The sequence below is a fragment of the Pseudoalteromonas sp. Isolate6 genome, assembly GCF_022398435.1.
Lineage (GTDB): Bacteria > Pseudomonadota > Gammaproteobacteria > Enterobacterales > Alteromonadaceae > Pseudoalteromonas > Pseudoalteromonas galatheae.
This window is the reverse complement of sequence record NZ_JAKEVK010000032.1, coordinates 1-17,666: the sequence shown is the minus strand read 5'-3', so window position 1 is coordinate 17,666 and position 17,666 is coordinate 1. Positions and strand designations below refer to the sequence as shown.

At 43.8% G+C, this 17,666-nt stretch carries 18 protein-coding genes and 1 tRNA gene; 4 read left to right on the top strand and 15 right to left on the bottom strand.

Going from position 1 to position 17,666, the window contains the following annotated elements; genetic code table 11:
• Positions 1–42: 42 nt before the first annotated feature.
• The 5 genes from iscA to trmJ all read right to left on the bottom strand — a co-directional run bounded on the left by iscA (position 43) and on the right by trmJ (position 3,569).
• Positions 43–366, bottom strand: a complete 324-nt coding sequence (iscA, locus tag L1D50_RS07030; RefSeq protein ID WP_010378967.1) for an iron-sulfur cluster assembly protein IscA — start codon at positions 364–366, stop codon at positions 43–45.
• Between the two features lie 9 nt (positions 367–375).
• Positions 376–759 (bottom strand): Fe-S cluster assembly scaffold IscU, encoded by a 384-nt coding sequence (gene iscU / locus L1D50_RS07025; RefSeq protein ID WP_095729783.1) that lies wholly within the window; start codon positions 757–759, stop codon positions 376–378.
• Positions 760–819: 60 nt separating this feature from the next.
• Entirely contained in the window at positions 820–2,034 is a 1,215-nt protein-coding gene (locus L1D50_RS07020) for an IscS subfamily cysteine desulfurase (protein WP_010378962.1), read from the bottom strand.
• A 23-nt stretch (positions 2,035–2,057) separates the two neighbouring features.
• The gene (gene iscR / locus L1D50_RS07015) at positions 2,058–2,549 is read right to left on the bottom strand and encodes a Fe-S cluster assembly transcriptional regulator IscR (RefSeq protein ID WP_128727726.1); all 492 of its coding nucleotides are present in this window, start codon (positions 2,547–2,549) and stop codon (positions 2,058–2,060) included.
• 291 nt (positions 2,550–2,840) lie between these two features.
• Positions 2,841–3,569 (bottom strand): tRNA (cytosine(32)/uridine(32)-2'-O)-methyltransferase TrmJ, encoded by a 729-nt coding sequence (trmJ, locus tag L1D50_RS07010; protein WP_239965777.1) that lies wholly within the window; start codon positions 3,567–3,569, stop codon positions 2,841–2,843.
• Positions 3,570–3,784: 215 nt separating this feature from the next.
• Between trmJ and suhB the strand changes: the two genes are divergently transcribed.
• Entirely contained in the window at positions 3,785–4,588 is an 804-nt protein-coding gene (gene suhB / locus L1D50_RS07005; RefSeq protein WP_099643970.1) for an inositol-1-monophosphatase, read from the top strand.
• A 129-nt stretch (positions 4,589–4,717) separates the two neighbouring features.
• Here suhB and L1D50_RS07000 read toward each other — a convergent pair whose 3' ends face one another.
• From L1D50_RS07000 to L1D50_RS06985, 4 genes are all read right to left on the bottom strand, one after another.
• Positions 4,718–5,893 carry a mandelate racemase/muconate lactonizing enzyme family protein gene (locus tag L1D50_RS07000; protein ID WP_039493039.1) on the bottom strand — a complete coding sequence of 392 codons (1,176 nt, stop codon included), beginning with the start codon at positions 5,891–5,893 and terminating at the stop codon, positions 4,718–4,720.
• An 8-nt stretch (positions 5,894–5,901) separates the two neighbouring features.
• Positions 5,902–6,669 (bottom strand): class II aldolase/adducin family protein, encoded by a 768-nt coding sequence (locus tag L1D50_RS06995; RefSeq protein ID WP_128727724.1) that lies wholly within the window; start codon positions 6,667–6,669, stop codon positions 5,902–5,904.
• A 120-nt stretch (positions 6,670–6,789) separates the two neighbouring features.
• Positions 6,790–7,113: a c-type cytochrome gene (locus L1D50_RS06990; protein ID WP_128727723.1), complete on the bottom strand. Its 324-nt coding sequence runs from the start codon at positions 7,111–7,113 to the stop codon at positions 6,790–6,792.
• A gap of 72 nt (positions 7,114–7,185) precedes the next feature.
• On the bottom strand, positions 7,186–7,722 hold the full coding sequence (locus L1D50_RS06985; protein ID WP_010378951.1) for a DUF2058 domain-containing protein: 537 nt from the start codon (positions 7,720–7,722) through the stop codon (positions 7,186–7,188).
• Between the two features lie 188 nt (positions 7,723–7,910).
• On the opposite strand from L1D50_RS06985, the gene L1D50_RS06980 reads away from it, so the two are divergent.
• Positions 7,911–9,044: an MFS transporter gene (locus tag L1D50_RS06980; protein ID WP_128727722.1), complete on the top strand. Its 1,134-nt coding sequence runs from the start codon at positions 7,911–7,913 to the stop codon at positions 9,042–9,044.
• Here the strand turns inward: L1D50_RS06980 and L1D50_RS06975 are convergent.
• Positions 9,003–9,515 (bottom strand): prolyl-tRNA synthetase associated domain-containing protein, encoded by a 513-nt coding sequence (locus tag L1D50_RS06975; RefSeq protein ID WP_128727721.1) that lies wholly within the window; start codon positions 9,513–9,515, stop codon positions 9,003–9,005. The two genes, L1D50_RS06980 and L1D50_RS06975, sit on opposite strands and share 42 nt — an antisense overlap.
• The gene (locus L1D50_RS06970; protein WP_138524188.1) at positions 9,512–9,907 is read right to left on the bottom strand and encodes a hypothetical protein; all 396 of its coding nucleotides are present in this window, start codon (positions 9,905–9,907) and stop codon (positions 9,512–9,514) included. The genes L1D50_RS06975 and L1D50_RS06970 overlap by 4 nt, the downstream gene beginning before the upstream one ends.
• A 129-nt stretch (positions 9,908–10,036) precedes the next feature.
• Here L1D50_RS06970 and L1D50_RS06965 point away from each other — a divergent pair.
• Positions 10,037–10,112, top strand: a tRNA-Ala gene (locus L1D50_RS06965).
• A gap of 163 nt (positions 10,113–10,275) precedes the next feature.
• Here the strand turns inward: L1D50_RS06965 and L1D50_RS06960 are convergent.
• The gene (locus L1D50_RS06960) at positions 10,276–11,523 is read right to left on the bottom strand and encodes a glutamate-5-semialdehyde dehydrogenase (RefSeq protein WP_128727719.1); all 1,248 of its coding nucleotides are present in this window, start codon (positions 11,521–11,523) and stop codon (positions 10,276–10,278) included.
• Positions 11,524–11,526: 3 nt separating this feature from the next.
• Positions 11,527–12,627, bottom strand: coding sequence for a glutamate 5-kinase (gene proB / locus L1D50_RS06955; RefSeq protein WP_128727718.1), 1,101 nt, complete (start codon positions 12,625–12,627; stop codon positions 11,527–11,529).
• A 571-nt stretch (positions 12,628–13,198) separates the two neighbouring features.
• Here proB and L1D50_RS06950 point away from each other — a divergent pair.
• The gene (locus L1D50_RS06950) at positions 13,199–15,070 is read left to right on the top strand and encodes a sodium:proton antiporter (protein WP_138524186.1); all 1,872 of its coding nucleotides are present in this window, start codon (positions 13,199–13,201) and stop codon (positions 15,068–15,070) included.
• A 145-nt stretch (positions 15,071–15,215) separates the two neighbouring features.
• Here L1D50_RS06950 and L1D50_RS06945 read toward each other — a convergent pair whose 3' ends face one another.
• Positions 15,216–15,854: an SEL1-like repeat protein gene (locus L1D50_RS06945; protein ID WP_128727716.1), complete on the bottom strand. Its 639-nt coding sequence runs from the start codon at positions 15,852–15,854 to the stop codon at positions 15,216–15,218.
• A 242-nt stretch (positions 15,855–16,096) separates the two neighbouring features.
• Positions 16,097–17,413, bottom strand: coding sequence for an adenylosuccinate synthase (locus L1D50_RS06940; RefSeq protein ID WP_095729680.1), 1,317 nt, complete (start codon positions 17,411–17,413; stop codon positions 16,097–16,099).
• Positions 17,414–17,666: the final 253 nt, after the last annotated feature.

The window sequence follows — 17,666 nt, the reverse complement described above, 5'->3', positions numbered from 1 at the left end:
AGCCCCACCAAGGCAGGGCTTTAAGCTATTCACTATTGCAAACTATACGGTGAAGCTTTCGCCACAGCCACATTCGTCTTTCTGATTTGGGTTATTGAACTTAAACCCTTCATTCAGACCTTCTTTTGTGTAATCAAGCTCTGTGCCGTCGATATAAACTAAACTTTTTGCATCAACGATGATTTTGACATCTTTGTCTTCAAATACTTCATCGCCTTCATCTAAATCGTCGACAAATTCGAGAACATAAGCAAGACCTGAACAGCCCGTGGTTTTAATACCAACGCGCAGCCCTATGCCTTTTCCACGGTTACTCAAAAAGGCTAATACGCGATTAGCGGCTGCATCTGTTAACGTCACTGCCATAATAGTCTCTTACTTCGCTTGTTTACTCTTATAATCTGCAATCGCAGCTTGAATCGCATCTTCGGCCAAAATTGAACAGTGGATTTTCACTGGTGGCAACTCAAGCTCAGCACTGATATCAGTGTTTTTGATAGTCGCGGCTTCTTCTAACGATTTACCTTTCACCCACTCAGTCACAAGGGATGATGATGCAATCGCGCTACCACAACCATATGTCTTGAATTTCGCATCTTCGATGATGCCTGTTTCAGAAACTTTAATTTGTAGTTTCATTACGTCGCCACATGCAGGTGCCCCCACCATGCCCGTTGCTACGCTTGGATCGTTCTTGTCTAAAGAACCTACGTTACGTGGATTCTCAACGTGGTCGATAACTTTATCACTGTAAGCCATAACTATTTCCTCACTACCTGCTTGCGGCTGGATGGTATCCAGCCAGCGGCTAAAACTTGCTTAATGGTGTGCCCATTCAACGCTATCTAAGTCGATGCCATCTTGGTGCATTTCCCAAAGCGGTGACATCTCACGTAAGCGACCAATAGAATTCTTAAGAAGGTTGACGGTGTAATCGATCTCTTCTTCTGTCGTAAAACGACCAATACTGAAACGGATTGAGCTGTGTGCTAATTCGTCATTACGACCTAGAGCACGCAGTACATAAGATGGCTCTAAGCTCGCCGATGTACATGCAGAACCAGAAGAAACCGCAATGTCTTTAACCGCCATTAGTAGACTTTCACCTTCAACAAAGTTGAAGCTGATGTTTACAATGCCAGGTACTGATTGGTCGATAGCACCATTAAAATAGACTTCGTCCATATCCATTAGGCCGTCCAATAGACGCTGACGAAGCGCACTGATGTGTGCATGGTCTTTTTCAAAGTCTTGCTTAGCAATTCTAAATGCTGTGCCCATACCCACAATTTGGTGAGTAGCAAGAGTACCTGAACGCATACCGCGCTCATGACCACCACCGTGCATTTGTGCTTCTAAACGCGCACGTGGCTTACGGCGTACGTACAATGCACCGATACCTTTAGGGCCATAAACTTTGTGGCCAGAAAATGACATAAAGTCTACTTTTAATGTTTGTAGGTCGATTAGTACCTTGCCAGCACTTTGCGCTGCATCAACATGGAACATGATCTTGCGCTCACGACACATCTCACCAATAGTCGCGATATCTTGAATAACACCTAGCTCGTTATTAACGTGCATTACGCTCACTAGAACAGTGTCTTCACGCATGGTTGCTTCAAGCTTTTTCAAGTCAAGTAAGCCGTTATCTTCAACATCCATATAAGTCACTTCAAAACCCTGACGCTCAAGCTCACGGCAGGTGTCTAGTACCGCTTTGTGCTCTGTACGAACGGTGATGATGTGCTTGCCTTTCTTTTTATAGAACTGTGCAGCACCTTTGATTGCAAGGTTGTTTGACTCAGTTGCACCAGATGTGAAAACGATTTCACGCGGATCAGCGTTGATTAAATCAGCGATATCATTACGCGCCTGATCAACCAGTTCTTCTGCTTGCCAACCGAAACGGTGTGAACGAGAAGCTGGATTACCAAAGTTACCATCCATTGTCAGGCACTGCATCATCTCGTCTGCAACACGCTGATCAACCGGAGCGGTTGCTGCATAATCTAGATATATCGGTAATTTCATTTATCTCTCCGCTTGACGTCAACCTAGAGTTGACAGCTCACTTGAATATTGTCTAATTGCTCGATAACACGTTTAACGTGCTTATCTTGCCGCGTTGCTACGGATTGAACATCCGCGTCGGCGACTAACTCGGCTAGGGAAATATTATTTAAAAACTCTTCAATTCGCACACTTAAGTCAGACCACAATGAATGAGTCAGACAGCGCATACCGCTTTGGCAACCGCCGCCTTCGCCGTGACAACGTGTTGCGTCAACGGACTCGTCAACAGCACTAATCACATCACCAACGGAAATTGTGTGTGCATCACGGCCTAATAAGTAGCCGCCACCCGGACCACGTACAGAGCTTACTAAGCCATGTTTACGTAGACGGGCAAATAATTGTTCAAGGTAAGATAGCGAAATCTCTTGTCGTTCAGAGATATCTGCCAGTGGAACAGGGCCAATACTTGCGTGTAACGCAACATCTAACATTGCTGTCACGGCGTATCTGCCTTTTGATGTCAGTTTCATGCATAACCCCCGCTAATTTACCAAGCCGCAAATTTTAATTACTTGACTAAGATAGTCAAGTATTAACCAAGCATAATAACGGCTTTAAATCTGCAACCCTCGTATGCCTACCCAAAATACCCGAGTAATTTAATCAGGTATTATGGACATTGTAATTACCTGAGTATTTTAGTCAAGTATTAGTGATGAAGATTTATGCAAGATTTCACAAAAGGAATGTTTAATATTTAGACAATAGAAATACAACAGTATTGGCGCACTGAGTTGGCCAATACTGTCATCGTGTTTGGTTTACTTGTCAGTAGATTTATCTATTGAACTTAGGATCCCACGTAGAATATTAAGTTCTTGATCTTCCGGTCTAGCACGGTTGAACAAACGCTTTAGCTTAGTCATTACCATGCCCGGATGCTGCTTAATGATAAAGCCGGTGTCATTCAAGGTATTTTCAAGATGCTCGTAAAATAACTCCATCTGCTTTGATGAAGGGTAAACGGCTTCATCCACTTCTTCTGGCTGCTTTTGTTGCGTGTCTAAGTAAGTCATACGCGTTTCGTAAGCCAATGTTTGCACTGCCATTGCAAGATTAAGCGAGCTATACTCAGGATTAGCCGGAATACATACGTGATAGTTGCACAATTGCAACTCTTCATTTGTTAGGCCGCTATTCTCACGACCGAATACAAGGGCGACAGGACCATTCACCGACTCAGCAACCAATTTTTGCGCACACTCACGCGGGTCTACCATTGGCCACGACAAAGTGCGTGAGCGCGCACTCGTGCCAATAGTTAAAGCACAATCAGCAATCGCCTCTTGAAGCGTATCGACTTTAGTCGCTGCACCCAACACGTCGGTTGCGCCAGCCGCCAATGCACTTGCATGGCTGTCCACTTCACATGCAGGGTCAACTAAATAAAGCTTAGATAACCCCATCGTCTTCATTGCTCTCGCAACTGAGCCTATATTGCCAGAGTGTGAGGTGTTCACTAATACAATTCGAATATCTTCTAAAGCCATTTACACGAGTCTCAAACAAAAATAATGGCGCAGTGTAGCATATCTAATTTGCGTTTTTCCAAGCTCCACAACCAGAAATTAAAAATCTTTGCGCAGCAAGGAAGTACAAAAAACAACCAAACAAATTTACAATTGGTTATTTACTTTAGACAAAAAACCGCTAGAATACGCCGGCTCAAAATGATCCTGTTCTTTTACAACCTAAAGGTAATGCTATGCATCCAATGTTGAACATTGCGGTACGCGCTGCGCGTAACGCGGGTAAGGTTATCCTACGTGCAAGTGAAGATTTATCGCGCGTTGAAGCTACTCAAAAAGGCACTAATGATTTAGTTACAAACATCGATAAAGATGCGGAATCAATCATTCGTGACACTATTTTAAAATCTTACCCTGATCACGCTATTGTTGGTGAAGAATTTGGTCACCACGAAGGCAAAGATGCAGACTACCTTTGGGTTATCGATCCTCTAGACGGTACCACTAACTTCGTTAAAGGTATTCCTCACTATGCTGTTTCTATCGCGTTAAGAGTTAAAGGCCGCGTAGAGCAAGCAGTTGTATACGATCCAATCCGCGACGAATTATTTACCGCTTCTCGTGGTCAAGGCGCACAGCTAAACAACAAACGTATTCGTGTGTCTAAGTCTATTGAATTACAAGGCACTGTGCTTGCCACGGGTTTCCCTTTCAAGCAAAAGCACCACATGGATGCCTACCTAGAAGCATTCAAAGCATTATTCATTCATACAGCTGATATCCGCCGTGCGGGCTCTGCAGCTTTAGACATGGCATATGTTGCAGCAGGTCGTATGGATGGTTTCTTTGAAATTGGCCTTAAGCCTTGGGATACAGCAGCTGGTGAGCTGCTAGTAAAAGAAGCTGGTGGTATGGTTACAGACTTTGCAGGTGGTGCTAACTTTAACCGTAGCGGCAACATCATCTGTGGCGCACCTAAGCTTTGCCAAGCGATTGTAAAAGAAATTCGCCCGGTATTAACTGAGTCATTGCTAAAATAATAGCGCTGGCTTAGATGAAAAAACCCAAGCACTGCTTGGGTTTTTTCATGTCTGATTCAATCTAGGAATAACAATAGTAAGAGCTAGCTGTTATTCCAAACTCAGCTATTTAAGTTGAGCGACGGATACCTACTTAATTTCCACACGGGCTGAGCGCATTACGATTTCATCGTTTAGCTCAATACCAAGTCCCGGCTCTTCTGACACTCTAAAGATACCGTTCTTAGGCTGTGGATCTTGCAAGCATAGCTCTCTGTTCCACTTTTTGATTGCGTAAGTATGGTGCTCATGGATCAGGAAGTTTGGGATGGCGGTTTCCAAGTGCAACGAAGCAGCGGTTGCTACCGGGCCACCACAAACGTGTGCCTGAATACGGATATCAAAGATATCGGCGTAATCACATACCTTCTTGGTTTCCGTAAAGCCACCACACAGGCCAATATCTGGCTGCAGTACATCAATACTTTGATCTTCAAAATAAGGGCGAACACCCCAGCGGTTATACAAACGTTCACCACCAGCGATTGGCACTGAGGTCTTGTTGGCTACCTTTGCATGTAAAGAGTGGTTTAGATAATTCACCGGCTCTTCATAATACATACAATCAAATTCTTCAGCGATGTCTGCAATTTGAATGGCTGATGTCGCGCCTGGTAAGCTGTGGCATTCAAAGATAATATCGACTTCATCACCTACCGCTTCACGAATAGCCTTCATTCTCGCACGGTATAATTTCATTTCCGCGCGCGAGATAAGCTTAGTTCTGTCGTAATAGGTGTTGCCATCTTTATCATACTGAATTGGGTCAACTTTAACCGCATCATACCCTTCTGCAATGGCTTTGTGAGCCGCTTCAGCATATTCGTGTGGCTGAACTAATGCTTTAAACTCGCTGTCCCAGTCAAACTGTAATTGCGAGGCATAGGTGCGAAGCTCAGGGTTCACTTTACCACCAAGCAATTGATAAACAGGTAGGTTTAAGGCTTTACCTTTAATATCCCAAAGCGCAGTATCTATTGCCGACATCGCCGCATATACCACAGGCCCGCCACCTAAACCCCAGAAGCTTTCTCTGAGCATACGGGACCAGAGCAACTCAGTTTGAAAAGGGTCATGGCCAATCAAAAAGGCTTCAGCCATTTCTTTAATCATACTGGCCGCAGCGCTGTGGCCGAGGTCGTATGCAAGCCCTGCTTCACCTACTCCTGAAATACCTTCATCGGTGTGAATACGCACAAAAACAGGTGTCCAAGCAGGTCTATCTGGACAATGAATATCGAAGACTTCGACGCGATTAACTTTCATGTTGACTCCTATTGAGCAAAGCTTGGATCTAGGCGGTAAGCTTTACGAAGCATTGCAGGCCATGCTAATTGACCACCGGTGCTACCGCTATGCACGACATTCGCTTGGTTATAAATGTTATCAATGATAGGTTGTGGTACAGGTACGGCTTGTTGCCCCGTTGCTTGAATCGCAACTTGAATTTCACATGCACGCTGTAAGTCATAAAAACGCATAAAGGCATCGCCGACCGTTGGTCCAACAGTTAAACCACCATGGTTCACCAGCAGCATGTGATTAGTTGTACCTAAATCATCCTGCAGCCGCTTTTTCTCATCCATATTCACCGCTAAACCTTCATAGCCGTGATATGAAAGTGAGGGTAAAGAGAACATGCTATGCTGACTCAAAGGCAATAAACCACATTCTACACTCGCGACTGCAATCGTTTCTTTAGTATGGAGGTGAATAACGCAATGCGCATCTTCTCGCACCTCGTGGATTGCACTGTGAATGGTAAAGCCCGCCGGATTTATCTGAAATGGCGTATCATCAAGAATATTCCCTTCAAGATCGACCTTCACTAAATTAGAAGCGGTGACTTCATCAAAGGTCAGACCAAAGGCGTTGACTAAATAATGATCCGTACCCGGTAAACGCGCTGACATATGCGTATAAATTAGATCTCCCCAACGAAAGTGCTCAACCAATCGATAGCAAGCGGCAAGGTCAACACGCAGTTGCCATTCTTCTGCGCTTACTTTGTCTTTTAAATTTAACTGAGGTAATTCGAACATGGGGATCCCTTATTGACTCCACATTTAGATGTATAGAAGTCTAAAATAGCTTGATTATATCTTCAACTAAAAACCACCGCGAACGGTGGTTTTTATTATCTTTGATATCTAATTTTGACGTTATTCAACTTTAGATAAATACTCTGCAATCGCATCGATTTCAGCGTCAGTGACATTAGCGACCATCGCTTTCATCGCTGCTGACATACCGTTATTACGTTTACCTGATTTGATGTCTTTCATCTGCGCCGCTAAATACTCTTTATTTTGACCATTTAGCTTTGGATACAGAGGCATGATTGGTGCTTTACCTTCTGCACCATGGCAGGTTTGACACAGCTTTGCTGTATATAATGCTTTACCATCTGCAGCTATTGAACTTGCTGAACCTAGTGCGCAAATTGCCACCGTAGTCCCTACTAGTAGTTTTTTCATCTTGCTCATATCATTACTCTTTTTATTGACGGTTAACGTTGTAAGTCAGTGTAGACTAAAGTGTGACCTAAAGCCTAATCACTACCACATCAAATCATCTGGGACTTCAAAGTCAGCGTAAGGGTCATCCTCATCACCTTGCTGATTGTCCTCGACATGGAAAACGATATATTTTTCGTCTACCTCTGCAATCTTTCTAGCAGGTTCATCTTGTAGTACGTAGAACTGCTCTTCTAACACACAAATCGCTAAACGCCCCTTTGATAGCGCTTTTTGTGTTTCGGAATTAACTTCTAACTCCTTCACCTTATTTTGGTATGTGAAGTTAAAGGTCACATTGCCGCGGATCTCATCTTGGTTATGATGTTCTAAGATCTGCTTCACGCGAGCAATTTGCTCTTTGTCTTTTAGCGTTTCTTGCTTCGCCTTATTTAGCTCTTCGGCACGCTTTTGCTGCTCGAGCTTTGTTTGCTCAATATGTTTTTGAAGGTCCGTTTGGTCGCTCGTTGCGCCCTTTTTCTTTTTCTTCTGCTGTTTACGCTTTTGTGTTTTTGCAACTTTCGCTTTGTGCTCAGTTGTTAGACCTGCTTTTAGTAACTGATCTTGCAGTGAACCCATCATGCAACTCCGTAAAATAGACTTTTCACTATTTTAACTCAGCAATTTCGATTGACCAGAGAGGAATCAGCCAATCTAATATAAAACTACCAAAATTATTGCTGCGCATCGTGATTTAGCGCAAAAAATTGTCATCTAGTTTGCTTTAATTTAAGCTAACTCATCGAAATTAAAAGCCTTATTGCTTAATGCCTGTCATACACCTATTGCTCTGCTCCGTTACCATTTTCTTTGTGCTTTACGCACCGCAGCCGCTGCTGGCTGAGTTTGCGGAGCAATTTAGTGTGTCAGCGTCAGATGCAGGCATGCTGATGTCAGCAACTATGCTACCTCTGGCTATCGCACCAATCTGCTACGGATTATTGCTAGCAAGGTCCAATCCACTACGCATTTTAAAGTGGACCATGCTGCTTTTGGCACTCAGCAGTTTAGCATTTGCTTCAATGACTTCATTTTCAGGGCTATTGTTTATCCGGTTAATTCAAGGGCTATTATTACCTGCAGCACTCACTGCAATGACAGGTTATATCGGCCAACAATTCAGTGGCTCGCAGTTGAAAAGAAACATGAGCTTGTACATCGGAAGTAGCATAGCCGGAGGTTATTTTGGCCGTACACTTGCGGCCAACTTTACGGTCTGGTTTGAGTGGCAAAGTTTCTATTACCTAAACGCATTGTTATTAATTATGCTGGCATTTAGCATTCGAGCCAGCAAGAACAAACCACCAATAATTCACGCGACAAGGATCAGGGACTACCTAACACCACTCAAGCAATCACGCCTAGTGAGATTATACAGCTCAGTATTTTGTATGTTTTTCTGCTTCGCGGGACTACTCAACTTTTTACCTTTTATACTCAAGTACGACTTTAATTTAACTGATCCCAGTAAAGTGGGCTGGGTCTATACAGGCTACTTAGTTGGTGCTTTAGGGTCCATCGTTACACCTTGGCTACAAAGTAAATTTCATTCTACCTGGCGATTTTTAGCTGTGATGTTCTTCATCTATGCTACAACCATTGCGCTATTACCCGTGGCGTCTGTATTCTTTTTTGTGGCCTTATTTACGCTATTCTGCGCCTGTATGTTTGTGATCCATTCAACCGCAGCACCATTAGCCAACAGTATTAGTCAGGCTCCAGCAACCGTCACCAATGGCGCTTATGTTTCATTTTATTATTCCGGAGGCGTGCTGGGTTCTTACCTTCCGGGTTTGATTTATGAGCAAGCTGGTATCGCTTGGTTTTGTGCGTCACTTTTTATCGTTTGTACAGTCGGCTTAGTTCTGAGTTTGAGAAATACAGTCAACCCAGTGAGGTGAGTGTCCAGTGACTTGCCAAAAGCGCTTTAAATCTTCGAGCGTTAACACCCAAGTTTTAGTATTCACTAGGGGATGACACTGCCATAAGTGCGCAGATTGCAGTTCACTATCAAGCCATAATTCGACTCGTTGCTCACTGTCGTTATGCAGTGTGAGTGCTGATACACAGCCTTGTTCCACTCCTAAATACTTTGCTAACCTGTCCGTCGATGCAAAACCTAAACGCGACACCCCTTGAGATTTAGACAGCGCTTTTAGATCGACTTGCTTATCTGCAGGAATAATAAAAAGAAAGTGTCGCTTTCCATAGTTATCTCGGAGGAAGAGGTTTTTCAGCCGCGTCCCTTTTCTCTCTAACTTTAAATTGTCAGCTTCTAGACAAGTATGTAAAGGTGGATGCTCATAATTGAGATAACTGATATCTAGCTGAGCGAGCAGCTCTGCAAGTGCACTCGGATTATTTCTGATCACAAACACCTGCCTCGTAACTGAACGCTACGCTGTCGCCAGTATACATCGGTAATTTTATGACCTGCCTTACAGTAGTTCGCCTCAAGCAACGCCGGTTTTAATAAAGCGACGGCTTGCTCTTCTAGCTTGAGTTTTAGAGAGGGGGAGTCCTCAATACGTTCAAACTCCGCAAAACGTTTTAGCTCTCTTCTTGATATTGGCTTACTTGAATCTAACTCCATTCGAGGTGTTGCTTGTACCGTTACAATGAAAGCAAATTCTTTATCGCCAGTTGGCGAAAGACGCTTATGAAAAGATTGTTTTTCGATAATGAGTTCAGGCTCATCAGGCTGTGATGCACAGCTCGCAAGTAGCCCAACAATGGCAATAACAAAAAGATAACGCAGAACCATAATTCTCTTAAGTCGTTTAATTTTCAGTTCAGTGTAACAAAGACTATAAAAAAATAGCGAAATTTTTTGTCAGGGGTTGACGAGAATATAAAAAGTGATTAGATTTTGCATCGTCTAGAGACGGAATGTGGGGCTATAGCTCAGCTGGGAGAGCGCCTGCCTTGCACGCAGGAGGTCAGCAGTTCGATCCTGCTTAGCTCCACCACTTTCTGCTCTTCTTACTTCTTACTTCTTACTTCTTACAAAATGCCCCCTAATAAATAGAAAAGAAAAAAGCCCAAATCTTTCGACCCGAGCTTTGCAGTTACTTATGTCATTCTGTGTCTACTACTGAGTAAGACCCCACATACCCAAGCTGGATAACTTCATTACTCTCTTATTTGGCCTTCACCATTCACTAAAAACTTTTCTGTTGTTAGCGACTCCAAGCCCATTGGCCCGTAAGCGTGTAATTTGGTTGTCGCAATACCAATTTCGGCACCTAGGCCTAACGCTGAACCATCACTAAAGCGTGAAGAGGCGTTAACCATCACGACAGAAGCATCTACACCGCGTTGGAACAAGTCCGCAGCAGCCTCGTCTTCTGTACAGATAACTTCGGTGTGGTGACTACCAAAGCGATCTATATGTGCAAGCGCTGCATTAAAATCAGCAACCTGACGAACCGCAATTTCAAGGCTCAAGTATTCCTCGCCAAACTCATCATCGCTTAACTCAACAGCATTATCGAAGTAAGCCACGGTTTGCTTACATGCATTGATTTTTACACCTCGTTCAGCCAACGCGGCAGCAACTTTCGGTAAAAAAGTCGAAGCAATATCTTGATGAACAATTAACCCTTCAAGCGCATTACATACACCAGTGCGCTGCGTTTTACCATTTAATAGAAGCGCCATTGCTTTATCGAGATCGGCCGCTTTATCTATATATAAGTGACACACGCCTTTAAAATGCTGGATCACTGGCACCGTACTATTCTCAGTAACGAAATTGATTAGACCCTCACCGCCACGTGGGATGATAAGGTCGATATACTCTTTTTGCTGCATCAGCTCCATTAGCAATGCACGATCTGGATCTGGAATAACAGAAACCAACGCGGCAGGTAAGTTATGTTTTTCAAGCGCTCTATGCATCGCTTTTGCGATTTCTAAAGAACTCGCTAGTGCTTCTTTACCACCACGTAAAATAACGCCATTACCAGATTTAAAACACAGCGCACCGGCGTCGGCGGTGACATTGGGGCGCGCCTCATAAATCATGCAAACAACACCAAGTGGCACTCGCATTTTGCTGATTTTAATGCCATTTGGTCTTACGCCCATGTCTCTGCGTGCCCCTACTGGGTCGTCCAGTTGAATGATAGTTTCAATACCTTCTGCCATGCTTTCAATTCGCGCTTGGTTAAGCGTTAACCTATCAATCATAGCGTCGCTAAGCTGGTTATCACGAGCAGCAGCTAAATCAGCTTCATTGGCTCTAATAATCGCTTCGCTGCTTTCGCGGATCCCTTTCGCCATATCTGCTAAAACAGCGTTTTTTTGCTCTGTAGTTAATAGTGCTAACTGTTTCGCCGCTTTTGCAGCCTGTGATGAAATATCTGTAATTAAACTCATGTCTTATGACTTCTCCAATAAAGCTATATCTTGTTCTGAAATAACGGGTCCGATACTATCTTGAATTTTTTCGCTGATCGGACTCTCTTCATGTTCAGTTAAAAAGTTCAGCAGGCAGCTACTGTAATTGGTGGTCGCTTTTGCTAATCGCTTCCCATCTTTACTTCTTACGAGTATGGTATCACCAACAGAAAATTCACCTTTTACTTCAGTGATTTCATCACCACTTAACTGACCCACGACTTGGTTTTCACTAGAACCGTAATCGCTGTCTACAACTAGCTCTCCCTGCTCAGAGGCTGTGTGAGTCATCCAATGCACCGCTTCTTGCATCGGTTTATCATAAGCAGTAAATACAGTCCCAGGGTTTTTCCCCGCCAACAACAATTCAAAGGTCGTTTCCTCGAAGCCGTTAACAATATAGGTATCTATACCGTGAGAGGTCGCCTTTTCAGCGGCTTCGATTTTGGTCTTCATACCACCGGTGCCAACCTTACTCGTTGGACAACCTGCCATATCGTAGATTTCTTCGGTGATCTCAGTTACCTCTGAAATCAGCTCTGCGTCAGCGTGTAAATTAGGATTTTTGTTATATAAACCGCTAACATCAGAACAAATAATTAGCCCATCAGCATCAGCTGCCCCAGCGACCATGGCTGATAAATTATCGTTATCACCCACCTTCAGGTCGTCTGTGGTCACGGTGTCATTTTCATTGATAATAGGCAGTATTCCATGATCGAGTAAAGTGAATATTGTTTCACGAATACTGGTGTATCGCTCTCTATCACGTAGGTCGCCGTGAGTCAGCAATATCTGCGCCGACGGGAAGTCGAAGAAACGGTCCCACGTAGCCATCATCTCGGTTTGGCCAGCTGCCGCCATCGCTTTTTTCACCGCAATGCTAGGCTGCTCTGCGTTTGGAAATAAGTGCGACCCTGCTGCGACTGAACCAGAAGAGACGAGGATCACTTCGATACCACGGGCTCGACAACGCACGATGAATTGCGCAATGCTGAGTAAATAGCGGGATCGACACCCATCTTGCTCTGGCGCGATTAGCGCACTCCCGATCTTGATTACAATACGTTTTGACTGTTTCATCGACATAAATTCCTGCATTAAATTAACCACCCACTCACGAGTTGGTACTCCAAATATCTCCTATTAGAAGACAACAGAAAGCGCAATGCATCGACCAAAAAGTCGGCAAATAGATAAAACAAACAGACGTGCGACGGCGAAGACCTTAGTCCCATCATGTCGCCACACATGCTAAACCCAGACACAGTAACGATCGTTAACTGGCTGACATTTCACTAATAGAAGATTGATTGTGACATCAAGTACTTAACCCTTGACGTCGAGCCGTTTCCAACAGGGCCACCATGGTTTGGTGCGGCCGGAAAGGCTGTACCGCAATGAATAATTGCGTAATGAGTAGATTGTGAATGACGGCGCGACTTACTCCACGCCTTGAACGCTTATTACCTTAACTTAAGCTCGGGTAAGATTGCAACCCTATCCCATGTTAATTATTTATGACCACCATAAATCAATTTTATAATAGCTTATTTTCAGTAATTTATTCACTTTACCCTCATTCGCGCTGTGTTATAACAGGATGCTAGCTATACTGATAAAAATGTTGGGATAATCCAACCGGGGAGAATCTATGTCAGCAATCTACATTGCAGGTATTGCAGTATGTTCTGTAATAGCACAATGGCTTGCTTGGGCCTTTAAGGTTCCAGCAATTTTGTTTTTACTTCTTATTGGCCTTGCTTTGGGACCGTTTAGCGGCACGCTGGACCCAGATGCCTTACTCGGGGATTTACTCTTTCCCGTCGTCTCGCTTTCCGTTGCAGTTATTCTCTTTGAAGGCTCGCTAACCCTACACTTTAAAGAACTCAAAGGGATTGGCAAGGTCGTACGTAATCTCTGTTCTATCGGGATGCTGGCAACCTTTGCAGTGATAGCAACGACCGCTATTTTCGTGCTGGAACTTAACTGGCAAGTTGCCGCTGTTTTGGGAGCCGTACTTGTGGTGACCGGTCCAACGGTTATTGCTCCAATGCTGAACGCAATGCGCCCAGACAAAGACATAGATCGTATTTTACGTTGGGAAGGTATAGTCATAGACCCAATTGGTGCACTCTTTGCCGTACTTGTATTTGAAGCTGTCTCTTTAGTCGGTGGCGAAGGTATCTTTAGTCACACCTTGTGGGCGCTAGTATCAACCCTTGGTGTTGGGATCAGTATTGGTGTCGCATCAGGTTACCTAACCACATACCTAATAAGAAAAGAGTGGCTTCCTTTCGAGCTTCACAAATTCGCCATTTTAGCGCTAGTGTTGTTTAGCTTTACGCTATCGAATCATCTGAGCCATGAGTCGGGTTTACTAGCCGTGACCATCTTTGGTATTTGGCTCGCGAACCAAGACGACTTGGAAATCGATTCAGTGTTGGAGTTTAAAGAAGATCTTTCAATGATCCTGATTTCGAGCTTATTTATCTTACTCGCGGCACGACTCAAGCTAGAAGATTTAATGCTACTAGACACCGACGTCTTTATCTTTCTCGCGGTAGTATTGTTTATTGCTCGACCACTGTCGATATTCTTATCGACGTTCAACACTGACTTACCGATAAAGTCTCGTATTCTGTTAAGCTGGATAGCTCCTCGAGGCATTGTTGCTGCAGCCGTTGGCTCAGTTTTTGCGTTGAGTATGACAAAATCACAAATCGCAGATGCGGATAAAATGGTGCCACTCATTTTCACCGTTATCATCATTACGGTAGTATTACAAAGCCTAACGGCAACGCCTTTCGCGCGTCTTTTAGGAGTTCGTCAACCAAAACCCAATACCTTACTCATTATTGGTGCAAATCATGTAGCAAGAGCGGTTGCTAAGGGCTTAAAAGATCAAAATGTTGATGTTTACCTATCCGATCCCGCATGGGAAAACTGCAAAATGGCAAGAATGGACGGGCTGCCTTGTTACTATGGTAATCCACAGTCGGAACATGCAGAACGTTACCTGCCGTTGACCAGCCTAAAATCGGTCTTAGCGCTTTCACCTAACCGCCACCACAACGCATTAGGTGTACAATACTTTTCTCACTTACTTGGTGATCAGTGTGTTTATTCGCTCAAATCATCCACTAACCATGCTAAGGCGAACAAAGATAGTGCTACTTTTCTTTCTCGCCAAATCTTGTTTGGTGACGAAGGTAATTACGCCAAGCTAAGCAGCATGATGGCAAAGGGCGGCAAAGTAAGCGTAACTCGGATCTCAGAAGAGTTTAAATGGGAACAGTATAAAGAGGTTAACAGTGAAGCAATCCCACTGTTTGTACTCACAGAGCAGAACAAAGATGAAGAGCCTTTGTTGATCCGCCCATTTACCTCTGACATGAAAAGGCTACCAGAAGAAGGCGATCGCGTATTAGCGTTACAACCGCCTAAGTTAACGGTGCTTAAAGATCCAAACGCCAATAAAGAAGGCCAAATTGGTGCAAAGCTTAGCAGCCAGCAAATCACTTAACCTGAGATTTGGATCAGCAATAAACAAGCGTACGAGCCTTATTTAGAAGCAAGCTAAGCGGCGTAAATCACGCCGCTTTTACTTTCCACTCACAACCTGCTGAAAGTAATATCTATTGACCCGACGGAGTTAACCTAAGCTCAGGCTATATAGGCAACCTAGCGCGCTTCACCACGCTATCTGGCATTTTATTTGCCAACTCCCCTAGTGCTACCTGAATTCGCTTATGTAGCTTTTTATCAGCAACTGCGGAATGGAACAGCCATCGATAGGCATCTTCATAGTCTCTAGGACTGCCATGACCTTGATTAAACACATCTACAAGCCTTAATTGAGCATTTAAGTTACCAAGTGCTGCGGCCTCTCTAAGATAGGTTACCGCCATTGCTTTATCTTCTTGCACCAACTGGCCAACATCATAGTAACGACCTAATTGCTCAAGCGCCGCCGCAAGGCCCTGCTCTGCCGCCCTTTTCATATAATAAAGACCGAGTTCAACATTTCTGTCTACACACACGGCATAAGCTAGCATGTCACCATAGAGAAATTGATACGAAGGCAGCGCCATAATTTCAGCACGCGCTTCAATATCTTTAACTAACTGACACTCATCCGCCTTAACCCGAGCGAGGTGTTGATTTTTTTCAATCAGCGCTAATAGCTCTTGCTGCGTGTATAAAGGCACAGCTTCGATTGCCTCTTCGGCAGATACTTTGCTCTGTATACTGAGACTTAAGGAAACACTCAATGCTGTAGCTGCAAAATAACGAAGTAAGTAATTCATCGAAGACCCATCAAAGTAAAGCTGATTATTTAACTATAGCAGGCTACAAAAGCAACTTACTTGCTCTGCAGCAACATCGACACTCAAATATGATTAAGCATTATTTACGCCAAAGCGCAGTCTAATTTTATCATATGAGCAAACATTCGCTTATTTATCGGCAGGAAGACAAAAACTTGTAGGGTAATAGACACAAAAAAAGCTGCCGTAGCAGCTTCTTTCTTTATCAATCGACAGCTGGATTATTCAGCAAAAGGGTTGCGAACAATCATTGTCTCAACGCGGTCTGGACCTGTTGAGATGATATCAATTGGCACGCCAGTGATTTCTTCTAGGCGCTTGATATAGTTGATAGCGGCTTCTGGAAGCTGCTCAACTGAAGTTGCACCAAAGGTGTTTTCGCTCCAGCCAGGCATTTCTTCGTATACCGGAGTTACTTTCTCGTAGCCTTCAGCAGCAAGTGGAGTCACATTGGTCACTGTGCCGTCTTCTAACTGGTAACCAGTACAGATTTTTACTTTTTCTAGACCATCAAGTACGTCTAGTTTAGTTAAGCAGAAACCACTGATGCTGTTGATTTGAACTGCACGGCGCATTGCCACAGCATCAAACCAACCTGTACGACGTAAACGACCAGTTGTTGCACCAAACTCATTGCCTTTCTCACCTAAATGCTTGCCAACTGGGTCTTGCTTGTCTTGACCGTCGTAAAGCTCTGTAGGGAAAGGACCTGAACCAACACGAGTTGTGTAAGCTTTAACAATACCTAAAACGTAATCTAAGTGTAGAGGACCAAAACCAGCACCAGTCGCAACACCACCTGCCGTCGTGTTTGATGAGGTTACGTACGGGTAAGTACCGTGGTCAATATCAAGTAATGTACCTTGCGCACCTTCAAATAGGATATGGTCGCCAGCATTACGCGCTTGATCAAGTAGCTCAGTAACGTCAACAATCATTGACTTAAGTACTTTTGCTACTTCCATTGCATCATCATATGTCTTCTGGAAGTCTACCGGGTCTACTTTGTAGTAGTTAACCAAGGCGAAGTTGTGGAACTCTAGTACTTCTTTAAGCTTCGCAGCAAATTGCTCTGGGTTGAAAAGATCACCAACACGTAAACCACGACGTGCAACCTTATCTTCGTACGCAGGACCAATACCACGGCCAGTTGTACCAATGGCTTTTTCACCACGCGCTAATTCACGCGCTTGGTCTAGTGCAACGTGGTAAGGCAAGATCAAAGGACATGCTTCGCTGATCAATAGGCGCTCACGTACAGGAACGCCACGCGCTTCAAGCATGTGGATTTCTTTCATTAGTGCATCTGGTGCAAGTACTACACCATTACCAATTACACATTTAACGTCTTCGCGTAGTACACCTGATGGGATCAAGTGTAGTACCGTTTTCTCACCGTTAATTACTAGTGTATGGCCAGCATTGTGTCCGCCTTGGTAGCGAACAACTAAAGAAGCCTTATCTGTAAGTAGGTCAACTACTTTACCTTTACCTTCGTCACCCCATTGGGTGCCTAATACAACGACGTTTTTACCCATTGCAAATTCACTTAGAAAAAATTAGGCGCAGATTTTACCAGAAAACCATAGTCGAAATCACCCCAATTTGCTTAAATTTTCTGCTTTCAATAAGATTGATGATGTAAAGTATCAAGGCAAGTTACATAACTTGTTGAAAAGGTGGATTAATAGCTGAAAATCAAACAATGTATTTTATTTTTATATCAAAATAGCTGTATTGTTCGGATTAATCGATAACTATCTCTTTGTTATCAAAAGTAAACTTTTATAA

What these genes read in the sequence shown, in the direction of transcription:
- iscU (WP_095729783.1), bottom strand. Translation starts at nt 759, where the DNA reads ATGGCTTACAGTGATAAAGTTATCGACCACGTTGAGAATCCACGTAAC.
- L1D50_RS06980 (WP_128727722.1), top strand. Translation starts at nt 7,911, where the DNA reads ATGCCTGTCATACACCTATTGCTCTGCTCCGTTACCATTTTCTTTGTG.
- L1D50_RS06960 (WP_128727719.1), bottom strand. Translation starts at nt 11,523, where the DNA reads ATGAGTTTAATTACAGATATTTCATCACAGGCTGCAAAAGCGGCGAAA.
- L1D50_RS06970 (WP_138524188.1), bottom strand. Translation starts at nt 9,907, where the DNA reads ATGGTTCTGCGTTATCTTTTTGTTATTGCCATTGTTGGGCTACTTGCG.
- iscA (WP_010378967.1), bottom strand. Translation starts at nt 366, where the DNA reads ATGGCAGTGACGTTAACAGATGCAGCCGCTAATCGCGTATTAGCCTTT.
- L1D50_RS07000 (WP_039493039.1), bottom strand. Translation starts at nt 5,893, where the DNA reads ATGAAAGTTAATCGCGTCGAAGTCTTCGATATTCATTGTCCAGATAGA.
- trmJ (WP_239965777.1), bottom strand. Translation starts at nt 3,569, where the DNA reads ATGGCTTTAGAAGATATTCGAATTGTATTAGTGAACACCTCACACTCT.
- L1D50_RS06940 (WP_095729680.1), bottom strand. Translation starts at nt 17,413, where the DNA reads ATGGGTAAAAACGTCGTTGTATTAGGCACCCAATGGGGTGACGAAGGT.
- L1D50_RS07020 (WP_010378962.1), bottom strand. Translation starts at nt 2,034, where the DNA reads ATGAAATTACCGATATATCTAGATTATGCAGCAACCGCTCCGGTTGAT.
- proB (WP_128727718.1), bottom strand. Translation starts at nt 12,627, where the DNA reads ATGAAACAGTCAAAACGTATTGTAATCAAGATCGGGAGTGCGCTAATC.
- iscR (WP_128727726.1), bottom strand. Translation starts at nt 2,549, where the DNA reads ATGAAACTGACATCAAAAGGCAGATACGCCGTGACAGCAATGTTAGAT.
- L1D50_RS06995 (WP_128727724.1), bottom strand. Translation starts at nt 6,669, where the DNA reads ATGTTCGAATTACCTCAGTTAAATTTAAAAGACAAAGTAAGCGCAGAA.
- L1D50_RS06985 (WP_010378951.1), bottom strand. Translation starts at nt 7,722, where the DNA reads ATGGGTTCACTGCAAGATCAGTTACTAAAAGCAGGTCTAACAACTGAG.
- suhB (WP_099643970.1), top strand. Translation starts at nt 3,785, where the DNA reads ATGCATCCAATGTTGAACATTGCGGTACGCGCTGCGCGTAACGCGGGT.
- L1D50_RS06950 (WP_138524186.1), top strand. Translation starts at nt 13,199, where the DNA reads ATGTCAGCAATCTACATTGCAGGTATTGCAGTATGTTCTGTAATAGCA.
- L1D50_RS06945 (WP_128727716.1), bottom strand. Translation starts at nt 15,854, where the DNA reads ATGAATTACTTACTTCGTTATTTTGCAGCTACAGCATTGAGTGTTTCC.
- L1D50_RS06990 (WP_128727723.1), bottom strand. Translation starts at nt 7,113, where the DNA reads ATGAGCAAGATGAAAAAACTACTAGTAGGGACTACGGTGGCAATTTGC.